Origin of the sequence: Mucilaginibacter rigui, from assembly GCF_014773275.1 — a bacterium.
GTDB lineage: Bacteria > Bacteroidota > Bacteroidia > Sphingobacteriales > Sphingobacteriaceae > Mucilaginibacter > Mucilaginibacter rigui_A.
Genome location: NZ_JACWMW010000004.1, coordinates 209,674 through 231,139 on the forward strand (window position 1 = coordinate 209,674; position 21,466 = coordinate 231,139).

The 21,466-nt window shown below is 44.2% G+C and carries 21 protein-coding genes; 8 read left to right on the forward strand and 13 right to left on the reverse strand.

From position 1 onward, the window contains the following. Window positions 1–35: 35 nt before the first annotated feature. From IDJ75_RS17565 to IDJ75_RS17590, 6 genes are all read right to left on the reverse strand, one after another. Window positions 36–1,022 carry a DUF6427 family protein gene (locus IDJ75_RS17565; RefSeq protein ID WP_191176955.1) on the reverse strand — a complete coding sequence of 329 codons (987 nt, stop codon included), beginning with the start codon at window positions 1,020–1,022 and terminating at the stop codon, window positions 36–38. A 139-nt stretch (window positions 1,023–1,161) separates the two neighbouring features. Continuing rightward, window positions 1,162–2,148 (reverse strand): glycosyltransferase family protein, encoded by a 987-nt coding sequence (locus tag IDJ75_RS17570; protein WP_191176956.1) that lies wholly within the window; start codon window positions 2,146–2,148, stop codon window positions 1,162–1,164. 182 nt (window positions 2,149–2,330) lie between these two features. Beyond that, window positions 2,331–3,425 carry a TlpA disulfide reductase family protein gene (locus IDJ75_RS17575; protein WP_191176957.1) on the reverse strand — a complete coding sequence of 365 codons (1,095 nt, stop codon included), beginning with the start codon at window positions 3,423–3,425 and terminating at the stop codon, window positions 2,331–2,333. A gap of 228 nt (window positions 3,426–3,653) precedes the next feature. Further along, entirely contained in the window at window positions 3,654–3,884 is a 231-nt protein-coding gene (locus tag IDJ75_RS17580; RefSeq protein WP_191176958.1) for a hypothetical protein, read from the reverse strand. Window positions 3,885–4,075: 191 nt separating this feature from the next. After that, complete coding sequence (locus IDJ75_RS17585) at window positions 4,076–4,930, reverse strand: UDP-2,3-diacylglucosamine diphosphatase (RefSeq protein WP_191176959.1); 855 nt, start codon at window positions 4,928–4,930, stop codon at window positions 4,076–4,078. A gap of 366 nt (window positions 4,931–5,296) precedes the next feature. Next, the gene (locus IDJ75_RS17590; RefSeq protein WP_191176960.1) at window positions 5,297–5,827 is read right to left on the reverse strand and encodes a DinB family protein; all 531 of its coding nucleotides are present in this window, start codon (window positions 5,825–5,827) and stop codon (window positions 5,297–5,299) included. A 100-nt stretch (window positions 5,828–5,927) separates the two neighbouring features. Between IDJ75_RS17590 and IDJ75_RS17595 the strand changes: the two genes are divergently transcribed. Further along, on the forward strand, window positions 5,928–6,926 hold the full coding sequence (locus IDJ75_RS17595; RefSeq protein WP_191176961.1) for a hypothetical protein: 999 nt from the start codon (window positions 5,928–5,930) through the stop codon (window positions 6,924–6,926). A gap of 10 nt (window positions 6,927–6,936) precedes the next feature. Here the strand turns inward: IDJ75_RS17595 and IDJ75_RS17600 are convergent, their stop codons facing one another. Both IDJ75_RS17600 and upp read right to left on the reverse strand, forming a co-directional pair. After that, window positions 6,937–7,662: a YjjG family noncanonical pyrimidine nucleotidase gene (locus IDJ75_RS17600; protein WP_191176962.1), complete on the reverse strand. Its 726-nt coding sequence runs from the start codon at window positions 7,660–7,662 to the stop codon at window positions 6,937–6,939. A gap of 69 nt (window positions 7,663–7,731) precedes the next feature. Continuing rightward, window positions 7,732–8,379 carry a uracil phosphoribosyltransferase gene (gene upp / locus IDJ75_RS17605; RefSeq protein ID WP_191177127.1) on the reverse strand — a complete coding sequence of 216 codons (648 nt, stop codon included), beginning with the start codon at window positions 8,377–8,379 and terminating at the stop codon, window positions 7,732–7,734. 199 nt (window positions 8,380–8,578) lie between these two features. Here upp and uvrB point away from each other — a divergent pair, with 199 nt between their 5' ends. Further along, window positions 8,579–10,606 carry an excinuclease ABC subunit UvrB gene (gene uvrB / locus IDJ75_RS17610; protein WP_191176963.1) on the forward strand — a complete coding sequence of 676 codons (2,028 nt, stop codon included), beginning with the start codon at window positions 8,579–8,581 and terminating at the stop codon, window positions 10,604–10,606. A gap of 241 nt (window positions 10,607–10,847) precedes the next feature. Here uvrB and IDJ75_RS17615 read toward each other — a convergent pair whose 3' ends face one another. Together IDJ75_RS17615 and IDJ75_RS21340 are read right to left on the reverse strand one after the other, a co-directional pair. Continuing rightward, window positions 10,848–11,600 (reverse strand): class I SAM-dependent methyltransferase, encoded by a 753-nt coding sequence (locus tag IDJ75_RS17615; protein WP_191176964.1) that lies wholly within the window; start codon window positions 11,598–11,600, stop codon window positions 10,848–10,850. Next, a complete protein-coding gene (locus tag IDJ75_RS21340; protein WP_191176965.1) occupies window positions 11,600–12,133 on the reverse strand; it encodes a serine acetyltransferase in 534 nt (177 codons plus the stop codon). The genes IDJ75_RS17615 and IDJ75_RS21340 overlap by 1 nt, the downstream gene beginning before the upstream one ends. Before the next feature lie 113 nt (window positions 12,134–12,246). On the opposite strand from IDJ75_RS21340, the gene IDJ75_RS17625 reads away from it, so the two are divergent. From IDJ75_RS17625 to IDJ75_RS17650, 6 genes are all read left to right on the forward strand, one after another. Beyond that, window positions 12,247–13,524 (forward strand): glycosyltransferase family 4 protein, encoded by a 1,278-nt coding sequence (locus tag IDJ75_RS17625; RefSeq protein ID WP_191176966.1) that lies wholly within the window; start codon window positions 12,247–12,249, stop codon window positions 13,522–13,524. Further along, window positions 13,521–14,270: a glycosyltransferase family 2 protein gene (locus IDJ75_RS17630; RefSeq protein ID WP_191176967.1), complete on the forward strand. Its 750-nt coding sequence runs from the start codon at window positions 13,521–13,523 to the stop codon at window positions 14,268–14,270. The genes IDJ75_RS17625 and IDJ75_RS17630 overlap by 4 nt, the downstream gene beginning before the upstream one ends. Window positions 14,271–14,419: 149 nt before the next feature. Continuing rightward, on the forward strand, window positions 14,420–15,019 hold the full coding sequence (miaE, locus tag IDJ75_RS17635; RefSeq protein WP_317173793.1) for a tRNA-(ms[2]io[6]A)-hydroxylase: 600 nt from the start codon (window positions 14,420–14,422) through the stop codon (window positions 15,017–15,019). A 71-nt stretch (window positions 15,020–15,090) separates the two neighbouring features. Continuing rightward, window positions 15,091–16,221: a sensor histidine kinase gene (locus IDJ75_RS17640; protein ID WP_191176968.1), complete on the forward strand. Its 1,131-nt coding sequence runs from the start codon at window positions 15,091–15,093 to the stop codon at window positions 16,219–16,221. 6 nt (window positions 16,222–16,227) lie between these two features. Further along, the gene (locus IDJ75_RS17645; RefSeq protein WP_191176969.1) at window positions 16,228–16,926 is read left to right on the forward strand and encodes a LytR/AlgR family response regulator transcription factor; all 699 of its coding nucleotides are present in this window, start codon (window positions 16,228–16,230) and stop codon (window positions 16,924–16,926) included. A gap of 111 nt (window positions 16,927–17,037) precedes the next feature. Continuing rightward, the gene (locus IDJ75_RS17650; protein WP_191176970.1) at window positions 17,038–17,574 is read left to right on the forward strand and encodes a hypothetical protein; all 537 of its coding nucleotides are present in this window, start codon (window positions 17,038–17,040) and stop codon (window positions 17,572–17,574) included. Between the two features lie 76 nt (window positions 17,575–17,650). Here the strand turns inward: IDJ75_RS17650 and IDJ75_RS17655 are convergent, their stop codons facing one another. From IDJ75_RS17655 to IDJ75_RS17665, 3 genes are all read right to left on the reverse strand, one after another. Next, window positions 17,651–19,255: an FAD-dependent monooxygenase gene (locus IDJ75_RS17655; protein WP_191176971.1), complete on the reverse strand. Its 1,605-nt coding sequence runs from the start codon at window positions 19,253–19,255 to the stop codon at window positions 17,651–17,653. A 6-nt stretch (window positions 19,256–19,261) separates the two neighbouring features. Beyond that, window positions 19,262–19,972, reverse strand: a complete 711-nt coding sequence (locus IDJ75_RS17660; RefSeq protein ID WP_191176972.1) for an SAM-dependent methyltransferase — start codon at window positions 19,970–19,972, stop codon at window positions 19,262–19,264. Between the two features lie 112 nt (window positions 19,973–20,084). Next, window positions 20,085–21,341, reverse strand: coding sequence for a pyridoxal phosphate-dependent aminotransferase (locus IDJ75_RS17665; protein WP_191177129.1), 1,257 nt, complete (start codon window positions 21,339–21,341; stop codon window positions 20,085–20,087). Window positions 21,342–21,466: the final 125 nt, after the last annotated feature.

Here is a 21,466-nt window from a genome sequence, read left to right on the forward strand (position 1 = left end):
TAATATAACCGCTGAAATTTGAACGAATGTAAAAGTTAAAAAGTGTTAAACTGAAAATATATGATGCTGATAAGCAGCAATAAATACAAACTTTCGTACATCCAGCGGATGTTGGCATTGATAAAATAGTAGGAAAAAAACACCGCTGCGGGCACTGCACACAGCAAAAAGTGGTTTAAGTTAAACTCGGTTTTAACATAAAACGACAGGCCGCCAATTAAAAAAATAATAAATAACAACTGGAACGATTTACGCACCTGCACATAGCTTTTGTAATAGTTTTGCTGTAGTTTAAAGAAATAAAGCCCCAAAAGCAGCAGCACGGGTATAAGCACCAGGTAATTGTAATAGTTGATGTTGATACGATTTGGAAACTTTGTACCCAGGGGAGCCCAGATGTGATAAAAGCTGCCCAACTTGTTATTGAGGTAATAAAATACAGCAAAAAAGAAGAAGATAGTGATATACCCCAGTATGCCTGATACCCACTCGCGCCAGTTAAAAGGTTTAAATATAACCAGCGCTATCCAGATAGACAGGAAGAGGTAAATATAGGGAAGGTAAATGATAGAGCCGATAGCCACGATCATCCCCAGGTCATAAGCGGTGGATTTGGCATCGTCGCTTTTGTAAAAGCTGAACAGCTTAAACAGCATCCATATTACCAAAAAATTGCATATAAGTGGCGCGCTCAATACCATAAATGGCGCAAACAAGGCCGAAAGGGTTACATACATCAGTGCAGGTAAAAAGGTTGACCGCCCCAGCAAATTATAAAAATTAACCAGGTAGTTAAGCAGCAGTGCCTGCCCAAGCACCAGCACACCAGCCAAAAAAACATTAAGCCCCGGCGAGAAGGCGTACTCGTACGATACCGGGACCAGCAGACGGGCAAAGGGTTCAACAAAAATAAATTCGAGTTTATCCGGCACGGTTGCGATGAAGCCAATGCGCGTGATGAACAGTAAAATGGCCAGCCATAATATGTTAAGCGGATTAAATATCTTGAAAATACTGATCATACGGGCTGGCTAATGTGCGCAAAATTAGCACAAAAATTCAGAGTGTTGGAAGAGACGGAATTTATTGTCAGCCTGAGCTTGTCGAAGACTTATACAACTTGCTAATGGTTCGACAGGCTCACCATGACAAACTGCAAGATTATTTCCGCGCGTACTTCTTCACCATATCATCCACTATCTGCGCGGTCTCGTCGGGGAAATCAACTACAATGCGGCGGTCATCTGCCAGCCAGTTGTTGATGCGTGCTACAAAATCGTGATTGATGGTATGGATCACTTCAACGCCAAGTTTTGAGGCCGACAGGGCATTACACTGCTGCTCGTACTGGCCGCGCATAGGTATCATTAAAACCTTTTTACCCAGGAATAAAGCTTCGGCAGGGCCTTCAAAACCACCGCCAGTAAGCAGGCCGGTACAACTGGCCAGGCTAATATTAAATGCCTCGTTATTCACGGGGAACACCTGTACATTTCCTTCGCGGTAAGCGGTTTTGGTGCGCTTGCTGAAGATCTGCCATTCGGCGTTGGTATCCTTTAAATGCTTGATAAGCGTTTTATCACTATAGGCAGGCAGGTATACCGAATAATGACCAAGGTCGCTGGTTTCCATCCTGCGGATATCGCTGCGGATAACCGGGGTGTGGATAAAATCGTCATACCGCTCAAAGTGGAAACCTATATGGTGCGTAGTGGGCGAATAGTATTTAAACAGCCATTCGGCGTAGTTCCATTTTTTTGGCCGGGGCGTTTTTTGCGAAACAAAAGAGCACTGGTGACTTAACGATACCGACGGTACTTTTTGCAGGCGGCAGGCCCAGGCGCTAACAGGTTCAAAATCGTTAATGATGAGGTCGTACTCGTGCAGTGGGAGGCTGTGCATATCCTTCCAAAGCCGGCGCAGGTTCATGATCTTGAAGGTGGCCCAGTTATCAACCCCGCCATTTTTGCCAAACACAAAGCTAAACCCATGGAAACGGTATTTAAGTGGCTGTGATAGGCTTACTTCGGCCTCGGTGCCGCTCACCAGCAGGTCAACCTCGCCATATTGCTGCAACAGGGGCACTATTTCGCGGGCACGACTGATGTGGCCATTCCCTGTACCCTGTATACCGAACAATATTTTCATACGCGTAGAATTGCGGGCAATTTAGTAAAGAAATATGTATACAAGATTATTTAATGGTGTAATAGGAGTGTATTTGCAATAAATCTATAATGACTATCCGTCATTTGGTTCAAAACGGCACTGTGCAATGAGCTATTACCCTCTCAAGCGGGGAATTAAAACCAAATTGTGCATAGTTGTTATTAGTTTCCATCCAGGAAGGATAGAGATTTGTAAAACTTTTCTTTAGACAAAAGCCCTGAAAAACGCGTAATTACCTCCCCTTTTTTATTAATTAGTACTACTACAGGTATGGCAGTTGTATTATATTCCAGATCAAATGTATTCTTTGCAGAGTCATTTGTTATAAGTTGTTTCCAAGGCATTTTTTCAACGGCTAAAGCATTTTGCCATTTTTTTTCATTATTGTCTAATGAGATATTAGTTATAGAAAGCCCTTTGTTATGGTATTTTAGATATATCTCTTTTAAGTTTGGTATCTCTTTGCGGCAAGGGCCGCACCAACTGGCCCAAAACACCAGCATGTTAATTTTTGCAGTAGAATCAAAAACAGGTTTGTTAACACCTTTTTCATTTTTCAGGATTATATCCGTTAAAGATGTTTTGCCTTTTTGTTTGTACCGTAGCCAAGCCTTCAATTTGTTGTACGGTAAAAAAACTTTAGCTTCTTCCTCAAATCCCCCTAGTAACAAATTTAATTCATCACTTGTATATAATTCACGATTCATATAAAGCATGTTTAAAAAATAAAAGGAATAAGGATATTTTGCTATCAAATTTAAGTCATCAGCTATTATTCTTTTCCGTTCAGTAATGCTTTTTTTATCCAGATTACCAAACTCAAGGTGTTTGTAATATGGCTCGTTTTGTTTACTCCCCTTAATTTCATAAACCTGGAGATTGTTTACATTGTGCTTGTTATCAATAAAAGTTGCGCCTCTGTCCACATAAAATATGCTTTCAAAATATTTTTTTTTATAAGGGTTTACAAAACCTATTGGCCGTAAATATTTCATCCCTTCATAATTATCCCACATGCACAGCATTGCTTCAAAAGGCAAAAATGAAGATGTAGGTTTAAGGGTAAAATTAAAATGACCGTTAACAACCGTTGTGGAATCTTTAATGATATCTTTTTTTGCCATATCAACTAAATATATTTTCCCATTTTTACGGTTATCAATATTCCCATTTATAATAACCTTACTTTCTAAATTCTTATCATCACAGCCTAAAACAGTAAAAAAAAGTATTATCAAAAAAGTTTTTTTAGTCATTTTGGTACTTAATTAAAAAGAGCCTCTAAGTTGAATAAAAGCCGCGCTTGTCCATTAACACTTGAGTTACAAACCTAATATTTGCTATCAATAAAGCCCTTTAAGAAGTTTTCGATATAGAAGGTTTTTGAATGCGTTTTGCTCGCATGGTGATCAAAACAGTGTTTAAAATTCGTTTCTTAATAAAAGCGAAGATTTGATTTGTACCTCAAGCATAATTTAAAATGTTTATATCACACAATGGCTGGTGCCGCCTTTTGGAGAATATGGGCCGGCAACTGTTACGCATGCGCAGGATCCGGGGATTGAAGAAAACGAACCACAGGTTCCTGAATATATATATTCGTTGTCATTCAAAGTACATGACGCTGTAGAACAACGACCACCATCACCACCACCACCATCAACCGGGCCACCAGGCCCACCGGGTTGCACAAGCCCACCTTTTACGTTTCTCATTTCCGCTCTTGTAAGCCGTTCAATTGCACCAAAATCGTTTAGTTTTTTCATTGTGTTGTTTGTTTAAGTAAATAATAAGTATTTACTCAAAGTTAATTTTTTTGTGGCAGTGCATCTATCAGGAAGTTTTTTATTTTTTGGCCAAAAATTGACATTTCAGAAAAATATAAATGATGCTTTCGCTTGGCCATTTAATGCGCTTCCTGCTTAAATCTTTCCAGCAGGCTACGTACATCCAATTTGGCGTCAAGGTCTTCAGCATCGCTTACGTCATCCTCGTCGTTATCCTGCTTAAAATCATCGGGCTGGTATTTAAATACCTTCCACTCCTTGTTGTGGTATTCCAGCGAGGTAAGGCTTTCCACCCAGTCGCCGCTGTTTAGGTATAGTACCGAGCCGGTTTGTTCGGTAGATTGGATCTCCCTGATCTCGGCATGGTGAATGTGCCCGCAGATTACGTAGCTGTATGCTTTTTCAACGGCCAGGTCGGCAGCGGTTTGCTCAAACTGGTTGATGAATTTTACGGCATCCTTAAACTTGGCTTTTATTTTTTGCGAGAAGCTCATCTTCTCGCGGCCCATAGCGGTCAAAAACCAATTAGTGAAACTGTTGATGAGTATCAGCGTATCATACCCAACAGCGCCCAGCTTGGCCAGCCATTTGGAGTGCTGCATGGTAACGTCAAACACATCGCCATGAAAGATCCAGGCTTTTTTGCCGTCGATGTTCAATACTATTTTATCGAGTAATTGAAAAGTGCCGAGGTTGAAATCGGTGAATTTGCGCAGCATTTCGTCGTGGTTGCCGGTAAGGTAATATACCGGGATGCCTTCGGTAACAAATTTAAGGATACGGCGCACCACCTTCATGTGTGCTTCGGGCCAGTACGATTTGCTGAATTGCCAAATGTCTATAATATCCCCGTTAAGGATGAGCATTTTTGGCTTGATACTTTTAAGATATTTGAGGAGTTCTTTGGCGTGGCAGCCATATGTACCTAAATGTACATCAGAGATGATAACGATGTCGACTTCGCGTTTTGCCATTAAAATTGAGGGGCCATGTAAATAGCCGTTAAATTATAAGCGCTGGTAGCCGGTAAACGGGGATTATTCTTCCTCGTCGTCTTCATTAACCTTTAGTTCGTAAGGGCTTAAATAGAATGCACCAAGCAATACCAGTAATCCAATTACAAACAAGTAAGTAAATTCAAAATTCATCTTTCCTTATTTTTACAAATATCATATAATCAAATTATTATAGTGTTAAGACTATGTTAAATGTAAAAGGTTACGTTAACACACAAAATAAACTTAAAACAGCTTTTATGCAGATAACAGGCCTGTTTATTAAAGTAAGTTACCAATAAAGTATGAAAAGCGGGTGAAATTGAAGAGAAGGCAACTGTTATATTACCCGTTAGAGAAATTGGTTTTAATGCGCCCCAATTGTTTTAAATGATGCTGCAAGTGTACCCTTATAAATTTTAACCATTGTCCGGCGTTTAGCATACCCAGGCGGGGGTGCTGCCAGCGGGCAGTTTCGGGCGCGTTTTTGATGAGGTCGGTTATCTCGGTTATCTTTTTTCTTGTTTTTACAATTAGGTTTTTGGCTTCCTCCACTTCCAGTTTTTTTGGAGCAAGTTTAGCAGCTACTTCGTCCGGTACTTTTAGCTTACCCGGCGGGAACAGGCCGGTGAGCATTAAATAATGGCCCCAAAAGTTTGGGCCTTTTTTGGTGGGCGGGCAGTTATTGTGTGTGCAGCGTTCGGCCGCTATGGCCGATCCGAGGCTGGATTTCAGGATATGATCGTAAACCTCGGCGTAGCTCCAGCCGCCCATTGGTGGTGTTTCAACGAAACGTTCGTCAGTAAAAGTATCCAGCAGTTCGCGGTACGTATCTAATGCGGCATCAATGGCGCGGCGCTCTTTACCCAGGTTCATGGTTTAAAGTTAGTAATAAAACATAACACAAAATTTAATACAAAGCTCAAACTATTTAAGTGCCGCAAATGTTGAAACGGCATCACCCAAAACACATATCATGTCAATAAAAAGCCTTTATAAAACCCGTTGGAAACTTGACGCAAGCAAGGTTACTATCTACCCTCATGGTTCTTTTTACATTATGGGTGTAGTGCTGGCCGTAATATTTGCTGCCATAATTGCGGTATTTATAAATTATGAGAGAGATACCCACCAGGCATTATACCTGGGGATTTTTTTATCGGTAATTATACTGCTGTTTATATTAATAGGGAATACATCTGTTGAATTTGATAACAGTAAAGGCATAATGAGCAAAAAGCTAATGGGCCTTTTCCCTTTCCGCATTATTCCCTTTAAAAAGCTGCACAGCATTAACGCGGTGACCAACATGGGCGGGGGATATAATTACAGGATTTACCGGAAGGATAACCGATACGGGAAAGGTATTGTAGTGTCATCGGGCTACAGTAAAAATACAGATGCCAATGCACTTGCTTTTGTAGATGAGGTGATACCGCTTGTGCATAATTTTTTAGATCAGCATGGTGCTTTAGCTGATGAGGTGAAACAGCCTATATCTACTTACAAATATTTTATACCACTTGGCGGGCAATATACTTTAAAGAAAAACAAAATTGGCGGCGTTATACTTGGGCTGACGTTGTTGGCCTTTGGCATACATGAAGTTACCCCCGGCGCATGGATAGATTATAACGGCATAATAGGCAAAATTTTCGTCCTTGCTTTTTTATTTATAGGTGGCGCGGCTATCCTTTTATCAAGCTTTACAGATATTACGATTGATACATTTGCAAAAACTATTGAAAGGAAGAGCCCGATCAATTTAGGTAATAAAGCTTATAACCTGCGGGATTATACTGGTATCAGGACCGTTCGCAAAACCATTAACCTTATCTATGCCGGTACGGAGATTTACGTTTCCTTTATTTCGCCAACAAGCGGCAAAGAAGAGAGCTTAATGTTAGCCACCCTGAGAAGAAGCCGGAACATTGAACGGTTTGTGGAAGAGCTTAATCAGATAATTGCGCAATAACACTGTTAAACTACAGCAACGTTAGCAGTTCTTTCAAATGCACTATCTGCACCGGCACATCGGCGGGTTTTTCCAAATTGCAGGGGTTAAAATAAATGGCATCCATGCCTACGCCCATAGCCCCGCGGATATCCGCCTCAATACTGTCGCCTATCATGAGGCTTTCTTCGATGGTGGTGCCTGCCAGTTCAATGGCGTGTTTAAATATCAATGGGTCGGGTTTGTTAACGCCCACCACTTCAGATATGATCACATTTTGAAAATAGCTGCCTAGGTTAGTGCCTTTTACTTTGAGCTCGGTAGATTCTTTAAACCCGTTTGAGATCAGATGCAGCGTATATTTGCTTTGCAGATAAGCCAGCGTTTCGTGTGCGTGGGGGAACAGGTTGGTTTTTGTTGGCCCCAGGTTTACATAGGCATCCTCAAAATCGGCGGGCATCAGGTCGGGTTGTACGCCCAGTTCAATAAAGGTAGATTTAAAACGTTCCTCGCGTAACTCATCTTTTGTTATCCTGCCCAGGTGGTACTCAGCCCAAAGGCGGTGGTTGTGGCGGGTGTAAGTTTCTATGAACAGGTCGGCAGAGTGCAGGCCAATTCCTTTTAGGTTGTATGTGCCGTAAAGCTCGTGCAGGGTTTCTTCGGCGTTTTTATCAAAATCCCAAATAGTGTGGTCAAGGTCGAAGAAGATATGTTTGTAGATTTTAGATGTACGATTTACGATTTTAGATTGTGGCATGTTCTCACAAGTTTGCCCCAAAGTTACCATATTTCAAATCGTAAATCTAAGATCAAACATCGTAAATCCTCATACCTTCTCTCCAAAAGCCAAATCCCCGGCATCGCCTAAGCCGGGTACAATGTAAGCCTTGCTGGTCATTTCATCATCTACGGCGCAGGTCCAGATCTGGGCTTTGGGCAGGTTGGCGCGTACATGCGCAATGCCTTCGGTACTTGCAATAACCGATGCAATATGCAAAGCTTTTAAATTGTATTGCGCTATTATCTCTTTACAAACCAGTGCAATACTTTGCCCGGTGGCCAGCATGGTATCGCACATAATAAGCGTTTTGCCCTCCAGGTTGGGGGCCGAGATCTGATCTATCTGGATAGTGAACGCCCCTGTTTTCTTAACCTTACGGTAAGCCGTTACAAAAGCCGATTCGGCACGGTCGAAAAAGTTGATGAACCCCTGGTGAAAGGGTAGCCCGGCGCGTAGTATGGTGGCTATCACAGGCTGCTCAATAGCTAAGTTTATATTGGCCGTACCCAGCGGTGTGTCTACTTCTGTAGGGCTGTATTTTAAAGTTTTACTGATCTCGTAAGCCAGTATCCCGCCCAGCCGTTCCTGGTTTTTACGGAAACGGTATTTATCCTGCTGTATATTTACATCCCGCAGTTCGGCCAAAAACTGGTTGGCAATGGTATCGGTTTTGTTGAGGATAAAAGGCGTCATAGGGGTAGCGGTTAGCAGCATTAAATATAGCACATTATCTATCATGATAAAAATAAATCGCCCTTTAAACCCCTGCTGACATAGGGCTGTCATCCCTTGATGTTTTCTTTGTGTTGATTTGGAACATCGAACGGTCAAAATCGTTATTAACTAATCGCTAACCACTGGTTAACTAACAACTAATCATTATTTTTGAGTAATGGATTTTAAAATAACTTCTCAGTACGTACCCACCGGCGACCAGCCCGGCGCCATCAAGCAACTGGTTGAAGGTGTAAACAACGGCGATCCGTTCCAAACCCTTTTGGGGGTAACAGGGTCGGGTAAAACGTTTACCATAGCCAACGTAATTGAGCAAACCCAAAAGCCAACACTGATACTGAGCCACAATAAAACACTGGCAGCACAGCTGTATGGCGAGTTTAAGCAGTTTTTCCCGGATAATGCGGTGAACTACTTTGTATCATACTACGATTATTATCAGCCCGAGGCGTTCATCCCCTCGTCAAACACCTATATAGAAAAAGACCTGCAGATAAACGAAGAGATAGAAAAACTACGTTTGCGTACCACCTCGGCGCTTATGAGCGGCAGGAGGGATGTGATCGTGGTATCGTCTATATCCTGCATTTACGGTATGGGTAACCCCGAAGATTTTGCCAATTCGGTATTCAAATTCGCAGTAGGTACGCGTATCAGCAGGAATGCTTTTCTGCACCGGTTGGTTGAAATACTTTACGCCCGTACCACTGCCGACTTTAAACGCGGTACCTTCCGTGTTAAGGGTGATACGGTGGATATTTTCCCGGCGTATATGGATTATGCCTACCGCATCAGCTTTTTTGGGGATGATATTGAAGAACTAAGCACGTTTGACATCACCACAGGCAAAACCATAGAGAAAATGACCCACATGGTGGTTTATCCGGCCAACCTGTATGTGGCCCCGCGCGAGCGCTTCCAGCAATCGGTTTGGGCTATACAGGAAGAACTCGAAACCCGCAAGAAACAATTTATTGATGATGGCCGCTTTATTGAAGCCAAGCGATTGGAAGAAAGGGTTAATTACGACCTGGAGATGATCCGCGAGTTGGGTTATTGCAGCGGTATAGAAAATTACTCCCGCTTTTTTGACGGCCGCCAGCCTGGGATGCGCCCCTTCTGTTTGCTTGATTATTTCCCGGATGATTACCTGATGGTGATTGACGAAAGCCACGTTACCGTACCACAGATAAGGGCCATGTATGGCGGCGACAGGTCGAGGAAGATCTCGCTGGTTGATTATGGTTTCCGTTTGCCTGCGGCAATGGATAACAGGCCGTTAAACTTCCAGGAATTTGAGCGCCTTGCCCCGCAAACCATTTATGTAAGCGCTACGCCTGCCGATTTCGAATTGGAGAAATCGGGTGGGGTGGTTGTTGAACAGGTGATACGCCCTACAGGGTTGCTTGACCCGGTGATAGATGTGCGCCCTGTTATAAACCAGGTAGATGACCTGCTTGATGAGGTAGATAAAACCATCAAAATGGGCGACCGTGTACTGGTAACCACCTTAACCAAACGTATGGCCGAAGAACTGGCCAAGTATATGGACAGGCTCGGCATTAAATGCCGTTACATCCACTCGGAGGTGAAGACCTTACAGCGTGTAGAGATATTGCGCGGCCTGCGCCTTGGTGAGTTTGATGTATTGATTGGGATCAACTTACTGCGTGAAGGATTGGACTTACCGGAGGTATCTTTAGTAGCTATTTTGGATGCTGATAAGGAAGGGTTCCTACGGTCGGAGCGTTCGCTGATCCAGACCATTGGCCGCGCTGCGCGTAACGACAGGGGAAGGGTAATTATGTATGCCGATAAGATAACCGACTCGATGCAGATTACGATGGACGAGACCAACCGCCGCCGCGAGTTGCAGATAAAATATAACGAAGAGCATGGTATTGTACCTAAAACGGTTGGGAAATCAAAAGAAGAGATCATGGAGCAAACCTCGGTGGTTGATTTTAAGGGAGGTGTACAACAAGCCTATGTAGAAACCGACAGCGTTTCGCTTGCTGCCGACCCGATAGTGCAGTACATGACCAAGCCCGATCTGAAAAAATCGATAGAAAATACCCGCAAGGATATGGTGGCGGCAGCAAAGAATATGGACTTCCTGCTGGCTGCCAAGCTGCGCGACGAAATGTTCGCGCTGGAAAAGATGATGGAAGAGAAGTTTTCGTAAGATGTTTTTTCCGCCTGTCATTTCGAACGAGGTACGAGGAGAAATCTTTTCCCGCCCTTGTTGGTGTTGTCACCAACAAGCCGCCATGCTTGTTTACTACCTGCCCAAAGGTTGTTGGTGACAACACCAACAACGGCGAAAGCGATAAGTATATTATTTGCAATCGTAGGCATGATGTAAAAGATTTTTCCTCACAGCCTTTGCTCAACCCTGCCCTTGTTCGTTCGAAATGACAATTTTTTTATAAAGGCATCGTAGCCTTCACCACAATATAAGGCGATAATGCTTTGCTTTCTATCGGTACTATCCTGGTAAACACTTTACCCACCGTCCATATGGCTTTTACAATAGCTTTCGACAGGGCTTTTTGTTCCGATTTATTCTCCAGCCATACGGTGAACCTGCCGTGGTAGTAGGCTTCAATGTCCTTTAAACCAAGTGCTTTGCAGCTATCGCGCAGCAGGTTAAGGTCCATACTGTTGATGTTGTGCTTGTCGTAATTCTCTTTGTCAAAATTCTTTTGTACCCAGCCGTTAACGCTTTTAAAATTTGGCAGGGTAATGAACAGTGTACCGCCCGGTTTTAAAAACTTAAGGTGCTCGTTAATGATGAATTGGGTATCGTTGAAATGCTCTATCAAACCGAAAGAGAGTACCATATCGTACTTTTCGGCAGGCTCATAGGTGAACAGATCAGCCTCGATGATGTTGATATCGCCGGGCTTCAAATCGTTTACTGCAAGCAGTTTATTAACCAGCTCCGGGTGGATAAAATAATCGAGCAGGGTAGTTTTTAGGTGCTGGTATTTTTTAAGATAAATAGAGTAATATCCCGGGAAGCCCCCCAGTTCAATAGCGTTCTGCACGCCTTTGTCGGCAATTATTTTTGCCAGGATATCACCAAAAACATAATTGGGTTTCAGTTTAAATATCAATCCCTTGCGCGATTCCCAAAACGATTTCCAGAAGGAACGGTCGGTTAAATTATTCTCCATTAAATATGCTCAATACGGGTTGCCGTTTCAGTTTTTTGCTCTAATATGCGGGCGGGGTTACCTACCGCAATGCTGTTATCGGGTATATCTTTGATCACCACGGCCCCCGCGCCAATAATTACGTTATTGCCCACGGTAACATCGCCAATAATACAAACGTTTGCGCCCACATCAACATTATTGCCCAAACGCGGGCATTTGCTGAATGTGCCGTCGGCCAGTTTTTTATGGCCTATAGTAACGCTGTTGCGCAGTACGCAGTTATCGCCAATTATAACCCTCTGGTTAACCACCAAAGCCTGCCCGTGGTAAATAATAAGGCCTTTGCCCGCGGTGGTTTTGCGTGGTAGCTCAATGCCTAAGTGCCACTCTATAAAAAGGCGATAGAGTACCAGGTGCCAGCAAAAAAGAATTTTTAACAGTATGTGGCGGTTCACGATCTGTACCGACCTGAACAGGAACAAAACCAGCCGCCCCTTTATATTGCCCCGGTTGGCGCTCCAATCCTGGAATAAGTAGGCGAAAAAGTTCATGTTATGGGTGCCGGTTTGCTGTTAAACTTTATTATTGCTGCGATGACGCATTCAAAAGTAAAATTTTTAATTTTAGTATCATTATACTTGCCCCGATAAATGATATCTGCTGAATGAAGGTTGCACTCATAAACACATCCGACTCGGGCGGCGGCGCTGCCGAGGCCTGCATGCGCCTTTTAAAGGCCCTGCAATTACAGGCTGTGGATGTAACCATGGTTGTGGAACATAAAAAACGCGCGGAAGAAGCGGTTTACACGGTTGAGCGAAATGTTTTCGGTAAGCTGCGGTCAAAACTTAACTTTTTTTTAGAACGGCTGCCTTTTATGTTTTTCCAGGAAAGGGATAAATCGGTACGGTTTGCTTTTTCTACGGCAAATGCCGGTACGGATATCAGCACATCGAAGATTATCCGGGAGGCGGATATCATCCACCTGCACTGGACTAACTCCGGTTTCCTGTCCATCCAGGATGTTAAAAAGTTGATCGCCTTAAATAAACCCGTGGTTTGGACACTGCATGATATGTGGGCTTTTACCGGCGGCTGCCATTATGCCGGGCCCTGTAACCATTTTAAAAACCAATGCGGCAACTGCTATTTTTTGCGCGACCCGAAAAACGATGATATCTCGCACGATGGCTGGCTGCATAAAAAAGATATGCTCTCTGTCGCCAAAAACCTGTCTGTTGTAACCTGCAGCCATTGGCTTGGCGAGGTGGCTATGAAAAGCACTTTATTAAAAGGCTTCATTATCCAGGCTATCCCAAACCCTATTGATACAGAATTGTTTTCGCCGAAGGATAAAGCGGCAGCAAGGGCAAAATGGGGCATCAATCCATCGGCAAAAATAATCCTGTTTGGCGCGGCCAACATTAACGACAGGCGCAAAGGCATCAGCTTTTTGGTAGATGCGCTAAAATATTTGAATAATACCCACATGAGCGATACTGCTGTAGAGATGGTAATATTTGGTAAGAATAAACATTTTGACACCACCGCACTGCCATTCCCGGTGCACCAGTTGAACACCATAACGGCACACGCCGACCTTGCTGAAATTTACAGTGCGGCTGATGTTTTTGTATCGCCGTCTATTGAAGATAACCTGCCGAATATGATCATGGAGGCCATGAGTTGCGGCACCCCTGTGGTTGCTTTTAACACCTGCGGCATCCCCGATCTGATAGACCACCAGGTGAACGGCTATATGGCCGAGTTTAAATCGTCAACAGATCTGGCCGAAGGCATTAATGATGTGTTAAACACAGGCAACCACGATAAATATGCATCGGCAGCGCGGTACAAAGTAAAGCGTATGTTTAATAATGAGAAAGTTGCCGGGCAGTATATAGACTTGTATAAGTCGGTTTTAAATGCTCCTGTTGTATGAAGCCAGTACTTTCTGTAATCACCATCGTATATAATAATGCGCGCGATATTGAGCGCACCATGCTATCGGTTTTAAACCAAATTTATATTGGGATAGAATATATTGTGGTTGATGGTGCATCGAACGACGGTACGCTGGATATCATCAAAAATTACGAAGACCGCATAGCCAAACTCGTCAGTGAAAAAGATAAGGGTATTTACGATGCCATGAACAAAGGCCTTGCCCTTGCCACCGGCGATTACGTGATATTCATGAACTCGGGCGATGAGTTTTATGCTAATGATACAGTTGCCAAAGTGTTTGCCACTGCGCCCGATGCCGATATCTATTACGGCGAAACCGAAATGGTGAACAACGAACGCGAAAGCCTTGGCCGGCGCCGCCACCAGGCGCCTGACAAATTTAACTGGCGCAGCTTTAAGTATGGCATGAGCGTTAGCCACCAGGCAATTTATATCAGGCGTTCTTTAACCGAACCTTACGACCCGAAATACCAGTTGAGCGCGGATATCGACTGGATCATCCGGGCGGCAAAAAAGGCTAAAAAAATTGTTAAGGTTGATGGGTATGTGGCTAAATATCTGGTTGGCGGCATGTCTAAAGCCAAACATAAACAAAGCCTGCTGGAGCGGTTTGATATTATGAAGCGGCATTATGGTTTAATACCAACCTTGCTTAACCATACCGTTATTGCGTATAACCTGGGCTGGTATTGGATAAAGAACAAAAGAACGAACGATTAATAACCCCAAACGGCGGGCCATAGTGTGTCAATATTTGATGTGTTTTGCCGGGCCGCTTAAAAATATTGCTTTATACTTGGCAGCGGCTATGCAATAGTTAAATCTCTTTACCTTTCGCCTTTTACATACAACCCCTTATCTTTGCCCCTGTGAGCGAGAAAACCATCCTTAAACTTCAATTACCTACCGACCCGCTATGGGTTAAAAATGTAGTGGAAAGCAATATTGAAGAATTACTGACCGACCATGCTTATTGCGAGCAAAAGGCAGCCACCAACGCAATTACCCTGATTATCCAAAACCCTAACCTCAGCGATGTGGTACAGGAAATGATAGCCCTTGCCCAGGAGGAAATGGAGCACTTTAAACTGGTACACCAGATAATGCTAAAGCGTGGTTTTGTGCTTGGTAAAGAGCGCAGGGATAATTACGTGAACGAGCTTCGTAAATTTATGATAGTTGGCGGCGGCCGCGAACAACAGCTGATAGACCGGCTATTGCTTTCTGCCATGATTGAAGCCCGCAGCTGCGAGCGTTTTAAAGTACTGTCAGAAAATATTAATGATAAGGAGCTTTCCGTATTTTACCACGAACTGATGATAAGCGAAGCTACCCATTACGCCATGTTTTTAAGGCTTGCCCGTAAACACGCGGTAACTGTTGACGTTGATGCCCGCTGGACGGAGTTTTTGGCATTTGAGGCGCAGGTGATTCAAAATTACGGCAAAGGCGAAACCGTACACGGATAGTTCGTCCACACAAAGCACCCGCTTACCGATACATTGCGTAACTTACAGGCTAAATAGTACTTACTTTGAAGATGTTACGCTTAAAAACCTTTTCGGTTATTATACATATTGCCTGCTGGCTGCTATTTATGGCGTTGCCATTGTTGTTTGTAAACGGGCGCAACGGCAGTTCCAGCTTATTGGTTTTACTTGCATCGCCATATTATTGGTTATTCTGTTTAACCTTTATAACGCTATTTTATCTAAATAGCTCTCTCATGTTCCCGCTGTTTTTTCTGAAAAAGAGGTACATCACTTACGCTGCTATATGTGTGTGCTTACTTGTTGCCGTATGCTTTTTAAAGCCGTTTGAAAAATTGTTACGCAACAGCGAGGGCTGGCGCAGCAAAATGGCCATGCAAATAGAAAACCGCCAGCAGTTTGAGCAGCAACGGGCCCGTCGCGATAGTTTGTTTAAAAGCGGCAAGCTGCCCTCACAGTTTGGCCAGCGCTGGCAAGGGGGCAGGCGCAAACATTTCGATAGCATCAGCCTGTTCTTTTTTTTAATGATCATGGCTTTAAGTACAGCTATAAAAACGGTACAGCAATGGCAGCTTACCGAGCAGCGCGCCATCAGCGCCGAAGCCGAAAAAGCAAACGCCGAGCTCTCCTTTCTTAAAGCCCAGATAAACCCTCACTTTTTATTCAATACGTTGAATAACATTTACACGCTGGCCATCACCAACAACGCCAACACGGCCGAAAGCATCATGAAGCTATCAAACATTATGCGTTACGTTACCGATGATGTGACCGAGAATTTTGTAAGCCTGCAAAGCGAGGTAGATTGCATTGTAGATTATATAGACCTGCAACGGTTACGCCTGGGCAGCAAAACCACGGTTAATTTTAACATAACCGGTACCATTGCGCAGCAAAAAATAGCCCCTTTACTGTTCATGACCTTTGTTGAGAATGTGTTTAAATACGGCGTAAGCAAACAGCACGAAAGCGCTATTGATATTAACCTGCACATTGCCGACGATATTATTACTTTTATGTGCGTTAACCCCGTATTTGAGCGTAAGGAGCATATTGAGCGTACCGGTATTGGCATTGCCAATACAAAACAACGCATGGAGCATTTATACCCCGGCAAACATGTGCTGAATATTGCTGATGATAACGATCAGTTCACGGTGGTATTAACCTTATACATCTAAGTACCCATGGCTTTAAAATGTGTTGCTATTGATGATGAGCCTCTTGCGCTTGAACTGGTCAAAAACTATGTGGCCTGGTTCCCTGCTCTACAGTTGGTAAATACTTTTGAGGATGCGGTATCCGGCGCCGAATACCTGCGTAACAACCCTATCGACCTGCTGTTTGTTGATATTAACATGCCCGATATTACAGGGATAGACCTGGTGCGCTCCCTTGCCGTTAAACCTATGGTGATATTTACCACCGCTTATAAAAATTTTGCTTTTGAGGGGTTTGAACTGGAGGCTATTGATTACCTGCTAAAACCCATTGATGTAAAACGTTTTGGCAAAGCGGTTGAAAAAGCCGTTGAGTATTACAAATACAAAAACACATTTACCAAAGAGGGCGAGGATGAAAGCCTGTACGTGTACTCGGAATACCGCATGGTAAAAATTGATCTTAAAGAAATTGAATATATTGAAAGCATGGAGGACTATATCAAGATCCACGTGCATAATGCCAAAACCATATTAACCCTGATGCCGCTAAAAAAGGTATTGGAAAAACTACCCGAAGATAAATTTCAGCGCATTCACCGCAGCTATATTGTACCGGTAAAAAAAATCATCTCCATACAAGGCCGCAAGGTAAAACTGGCGGATATTGAGCTGCCCATCAGCGACAGTTATGCCGATTTTGCCCGCCGCTGGGTGAAAATGTGACTGAAAAAAATCGGATAGTCGATACATCGCCGCCGTTTACCGATACCCTCTCTCTTCCTTTGCCGCTACCGGGTACATTTACATTAATTATTTACCCTTACTTCCATCACCATGACAAAGGCTATCATAAAACTCACATATAAACAAGTTATCGATGCATCATCAACCGGCGATTTTGAAAAGAATGTGCTGTTTGCATCCTACCAGGAGTTCCTGCTGAAATCACAGGCATATAACCCCGGTAATAAGCTAACAACCTTCAGCGAAATGAAGAACAACGATGGCCGCGCCAACTTGCTGCATTATAAATTGAGTTTTGTAATTGGCTATTTTATTGAAACGCTGAAAAATAAAATACCGGTTGTAACAGATACGCTGGGCAACAGCATCACTTTTGAGGTCCCGAAGTTTGAGCTCATAGAATCAGACGTTACTACGATGGCGGCGCATAAGGTAGCTATCAATTACATTACAACGGAGCTTACGCTTTTAAACATCATAGGCGAATACCTGGTGCTTTCAGCAGGCAACGGTGAGGAAACATTTACTATAAAAATGCAGGATGGCTTAGCCATCACCAGCTATCAGCAGGCAGAAAGCAAGGCTGCTGTTAACGGGCACAGCATGTTAAGTAAGCTGAGCGCTTAAATAATCGAATACCCCTTTTTTCATAAATATATAGTATAGTTTGGTGGGGCGCCCTAAGGTTTGGGGCGCTCTTTTTTTATGCTTTGATAAAACCGACCACGTTGCGCAGGTAGTTGTTCATCATTTCTATATCCACAATATCGTTCAGGTAACCGATGTGCAGATCCGGGCGGATGATGAGCGCTTTGCGCATCCCGGCTTTTACTTCAAAAGCGTCAAAAATATGCCAGTTGGTGTTTGATGGCGGCAGGTGAAAGAAGTTGATGCTGCCCTGGTAATCCTGCGTTATCCATTTGGCAAGGGTAAACAGGTAAGCTTCCGGTATCTCGCCAAGTGTTATCAGCGTAAAGCCCGGTTTGCTGCACCAGGTGTGGATATCAGTATTCGTTTTTTTCTTCTCGTCAAATATTTCAAAGTACGGCAGGCGGTCGCCGGCTTTTATATGGGTACTTGTATTACCCAATTGCAGGTTTAGCTTACTATCGCGATAGCTGATGCCGGTTTGCGATACCTGCCTGAAGAAGTACCCACGCAGTTTTTCACTTTTCCAGATCAGCTTTAAGGCATTCGGGACAATGTAGCGTTTCAGCAAGCCGTTAAACCAGCTGCGCGATGAGATCACATTAAAGATCCTGTCGGTAGTGCCCAGCAATTCTTTAGCCACCGGCATCCGCTCAATGGCGTAACTGGCCAGGATGGTTTGTTTAATTTGCCCATTGATCACCGCTGCCAGTTTCCAGCCCAGGTTATAGGCATCCTGCAGGCCGGTGTTCATGCCTTGCCCGCCAACCGGCGAGTGGATATGCGCGGCATCGCCAATTAAGAAGCAACGGCCATCGCTAAACTCCCCGGCCATGCGGTGGTGCAGTTTATATATGGTGAACCAGTTTACCTGTTCAATTTTAATATTTGCTTTTGTGATGCTTTGCAATTCGGGCAGTACATCGTTAATATCCAGGCCTTCCTTGTTTTCCAATCCATCGGGCAAACTGGCAACTATACGGAATGAGCTATCCTCGGGCATGGGGAAAAACCCCGCGAAACCTTTTTTGGCCATAAACAGGTTAACGGTATCGCCGTTCATGTGGCTTGCCAGTTTAACATCGGCCAGATAAAATTTATGCTGATAGGTATCACCGCCAAAGGGTATGCCCAACTGTTTACGTACCATACTGTGCGCGCCATCGGCACCAATAACATAATCGCAGGTGAGGGAGTGTGTGGTATCGCCGTTCTGCAGTGTTACTTCTACGGTACCTTTGTTCTGTTTAAGGCTGATGAGGGTCGTTCCCCAGTACACCGGGCAACAGGCGGTAGTTAAATACTCCAACAGGGTGCGCTCATTTTTGCTTTGCTGGTACAGGTGGATGAAGGGATACAGCGTTTGAGTATTCCCCAGATCTTTTAACGCTATGGAGGCCAGTGGCTCACCATCCACATTAAATGTTAAGCCACCAGCTTGTTTGCCGCCGCTTATCACCTTATCTATTACCTCCAATTGTCTATAGATCTCGAGCGAGCGGGCCTGTACCGCTAATGCTTTTGATTGACTGGTTGGCCCCTGCTTTATATCGATAATGATAGGCTGCACCCCGTTGCGCAGCAATTGCGCAGCCATCATCAGCCCGGATGGCCCGGCGCCAACTATCAGTACACTGGTATGTTGCGGCAGGGCTATCATATTTATTTACGCGTGGAACAATAAAAATATGGCGGGCCGCTTACGCAGGTCGGGCACTTGTTTTTGCCATTCGGCTATGGGCATGGTTTTAATAAACTCGGTAGGGGCGGTAATATCGCAGGCAATGCAAAGGCGGGTATTCGGCTTGCAGGTTTTTAGAACTTCCTGCAGCATACTATCGTTACGGAACGGCGTTTCGATGAACAGTTGCGTTTGCTTGTTCTTCTCGGCCAGGCCTTCCAGTTCCTTGATACGTTTACTGCGTTCTATCTTATCTATCGGCAGGTAACCATTAAAGGTAAAGCTTTGCCCGTTAAAGCCCGATGCCATCAGCGCCAGCAAAATAGAGCTTGGGCCAACCAGCGGTACCACCTTAATACCCTTACGGTGCGCCTCGGCTACTATGTCCGCACCGGGGTCGGCAATGCCGGGGCAGCCCGCTTCGCTCATCAGGCCAACATCATTACCGGCTATTAGCCCTTTAAAAAACTCTTTAAGGCCTGCATCGCGGTTATGCTTGCCATAATCATGGATCAGTAATTCGCTTTGCGGGGTTTTTAAACCGGCCAGCTTTAAAAAACGGCGGGCGGTTTTCTCGTTCTCTACAATGTATTCTTTTACACTGTTAATGGTATCAACCAAATAAGGGGTGAACGATTGGGCCGCGGCCTCGTCTGCAAGTGGTACAGGTATTAAATAAAGGGTTCCGTAAGCCATAGTTATTATCTTATAATGCAAAAAGCGATGTTAAGTTTCGCTTGATATAAAAAGAGACGCGAAGTCCCCAATACAAAAAGAGACGCGAAGTATCGCGTCTCTACAATTTTCTCTATTTTAATTTAGCCAGCGCTTCGCGGATGCGTGGTATCATCTGCTGGATCTCTGTAAGGGTTGTTGCCCCTACAGATGCCCTGAACCAGGTAACATCCTCGCCGGTACCAAATGCCGAGAACGGCACTAAAGCAACGCCCGCTTCTTTGATCAGGTAAAAATTCACATCGGCGCTATTAGCTAATACCTTACCATCAGGCGTGGTTTTGCCCACATAATCAACCCTGATGGTTAAGTAAATGGCACCCATAGGCTCAATAGAATCTACGCTGAAACCATCGGCTTTTAACGCCTGGAAACCCTCGTGCAGGGTGCTTAAGCTTGCCTGGATATTACCTTTTAGTTTATCGAGGTAAGTGTTTACGTAAGTATCGTTTTTAAGGTATTCGGCCATGGCAACCTGCTCTGCCTTTGGCGACCATGCGCCCATGTGGCCAACAATGGCTTTCATGTTATTTACGATGAACGCCGGGCCAAAGCCCCAGCCCACACGTACACCTGTTGCAGCAAAACATTTCGATCCGCCGTCAATAAACACGGTGTAATCTTTCAGTTCCGGGCGCAGGGTTACCGGGTCGTAATGTTTGTATTCGCCAAATGTTAATTGCGAGTAGATCTGATCGTACAACAGGTACAATGGTTTCTCGTCCGCACCGCGGCTTTTATTTTCGGCTATAACCAGGTCGCAAATTTCTTCCAGGTCTTTTTTACCAAACATGGTACCGGTTGGGTTTAGCGGCGAGCATAATGCCAGCATGGTAGCGCCCTTTAAATGCGGGGCTATCTCATCTGCCGTAGGCATAAAATTATTCTCGGGGCGGGTTTCTACCAAAATAGCTTCGGCACCGGTCAAATCACAATAATGGTTATTGTTCCATGACGGTGTAGGGAACACCACCTTATCGCCCGGGTCAACCAGGGCCAGGTAAGTAGAATAGATCAGCGGGCGCGAACCACCCGAAATCAGGATCTGGTTTGAGGCGTAATCCAAGCCCATCCTGTTTTTAAGGAATGCAGATACGCTTTCGCGCAGGCTCAGCATGCCATCAGCAGGAGGGTAGTTGGTTTGGTTATGGTTATAGGCATCAATAATGCCGTCTTTGAGTTCGGTTGGGATAGGATAAATATCAGCATCAAAATCGCCAATGGTTAGGTTAGCAATGTTTTGGCCTTGTTTTTTTAATTCGTTTATTTCGCCGGCTATTTTTATGATCTCCGAGCCGTGCAAATTTTGTGCTAATACTGATACTTTCATTGGTATAATTTTACGAGGTGCAAATATAGGGTTATTGAGGTGAATGGTGAAAAGGTTAAAGCTGAAAGCCATTGCCGGTTAATTTTTAGGTGACTCCTACGGAGTCTTGGAGTTTGCTTCCCATA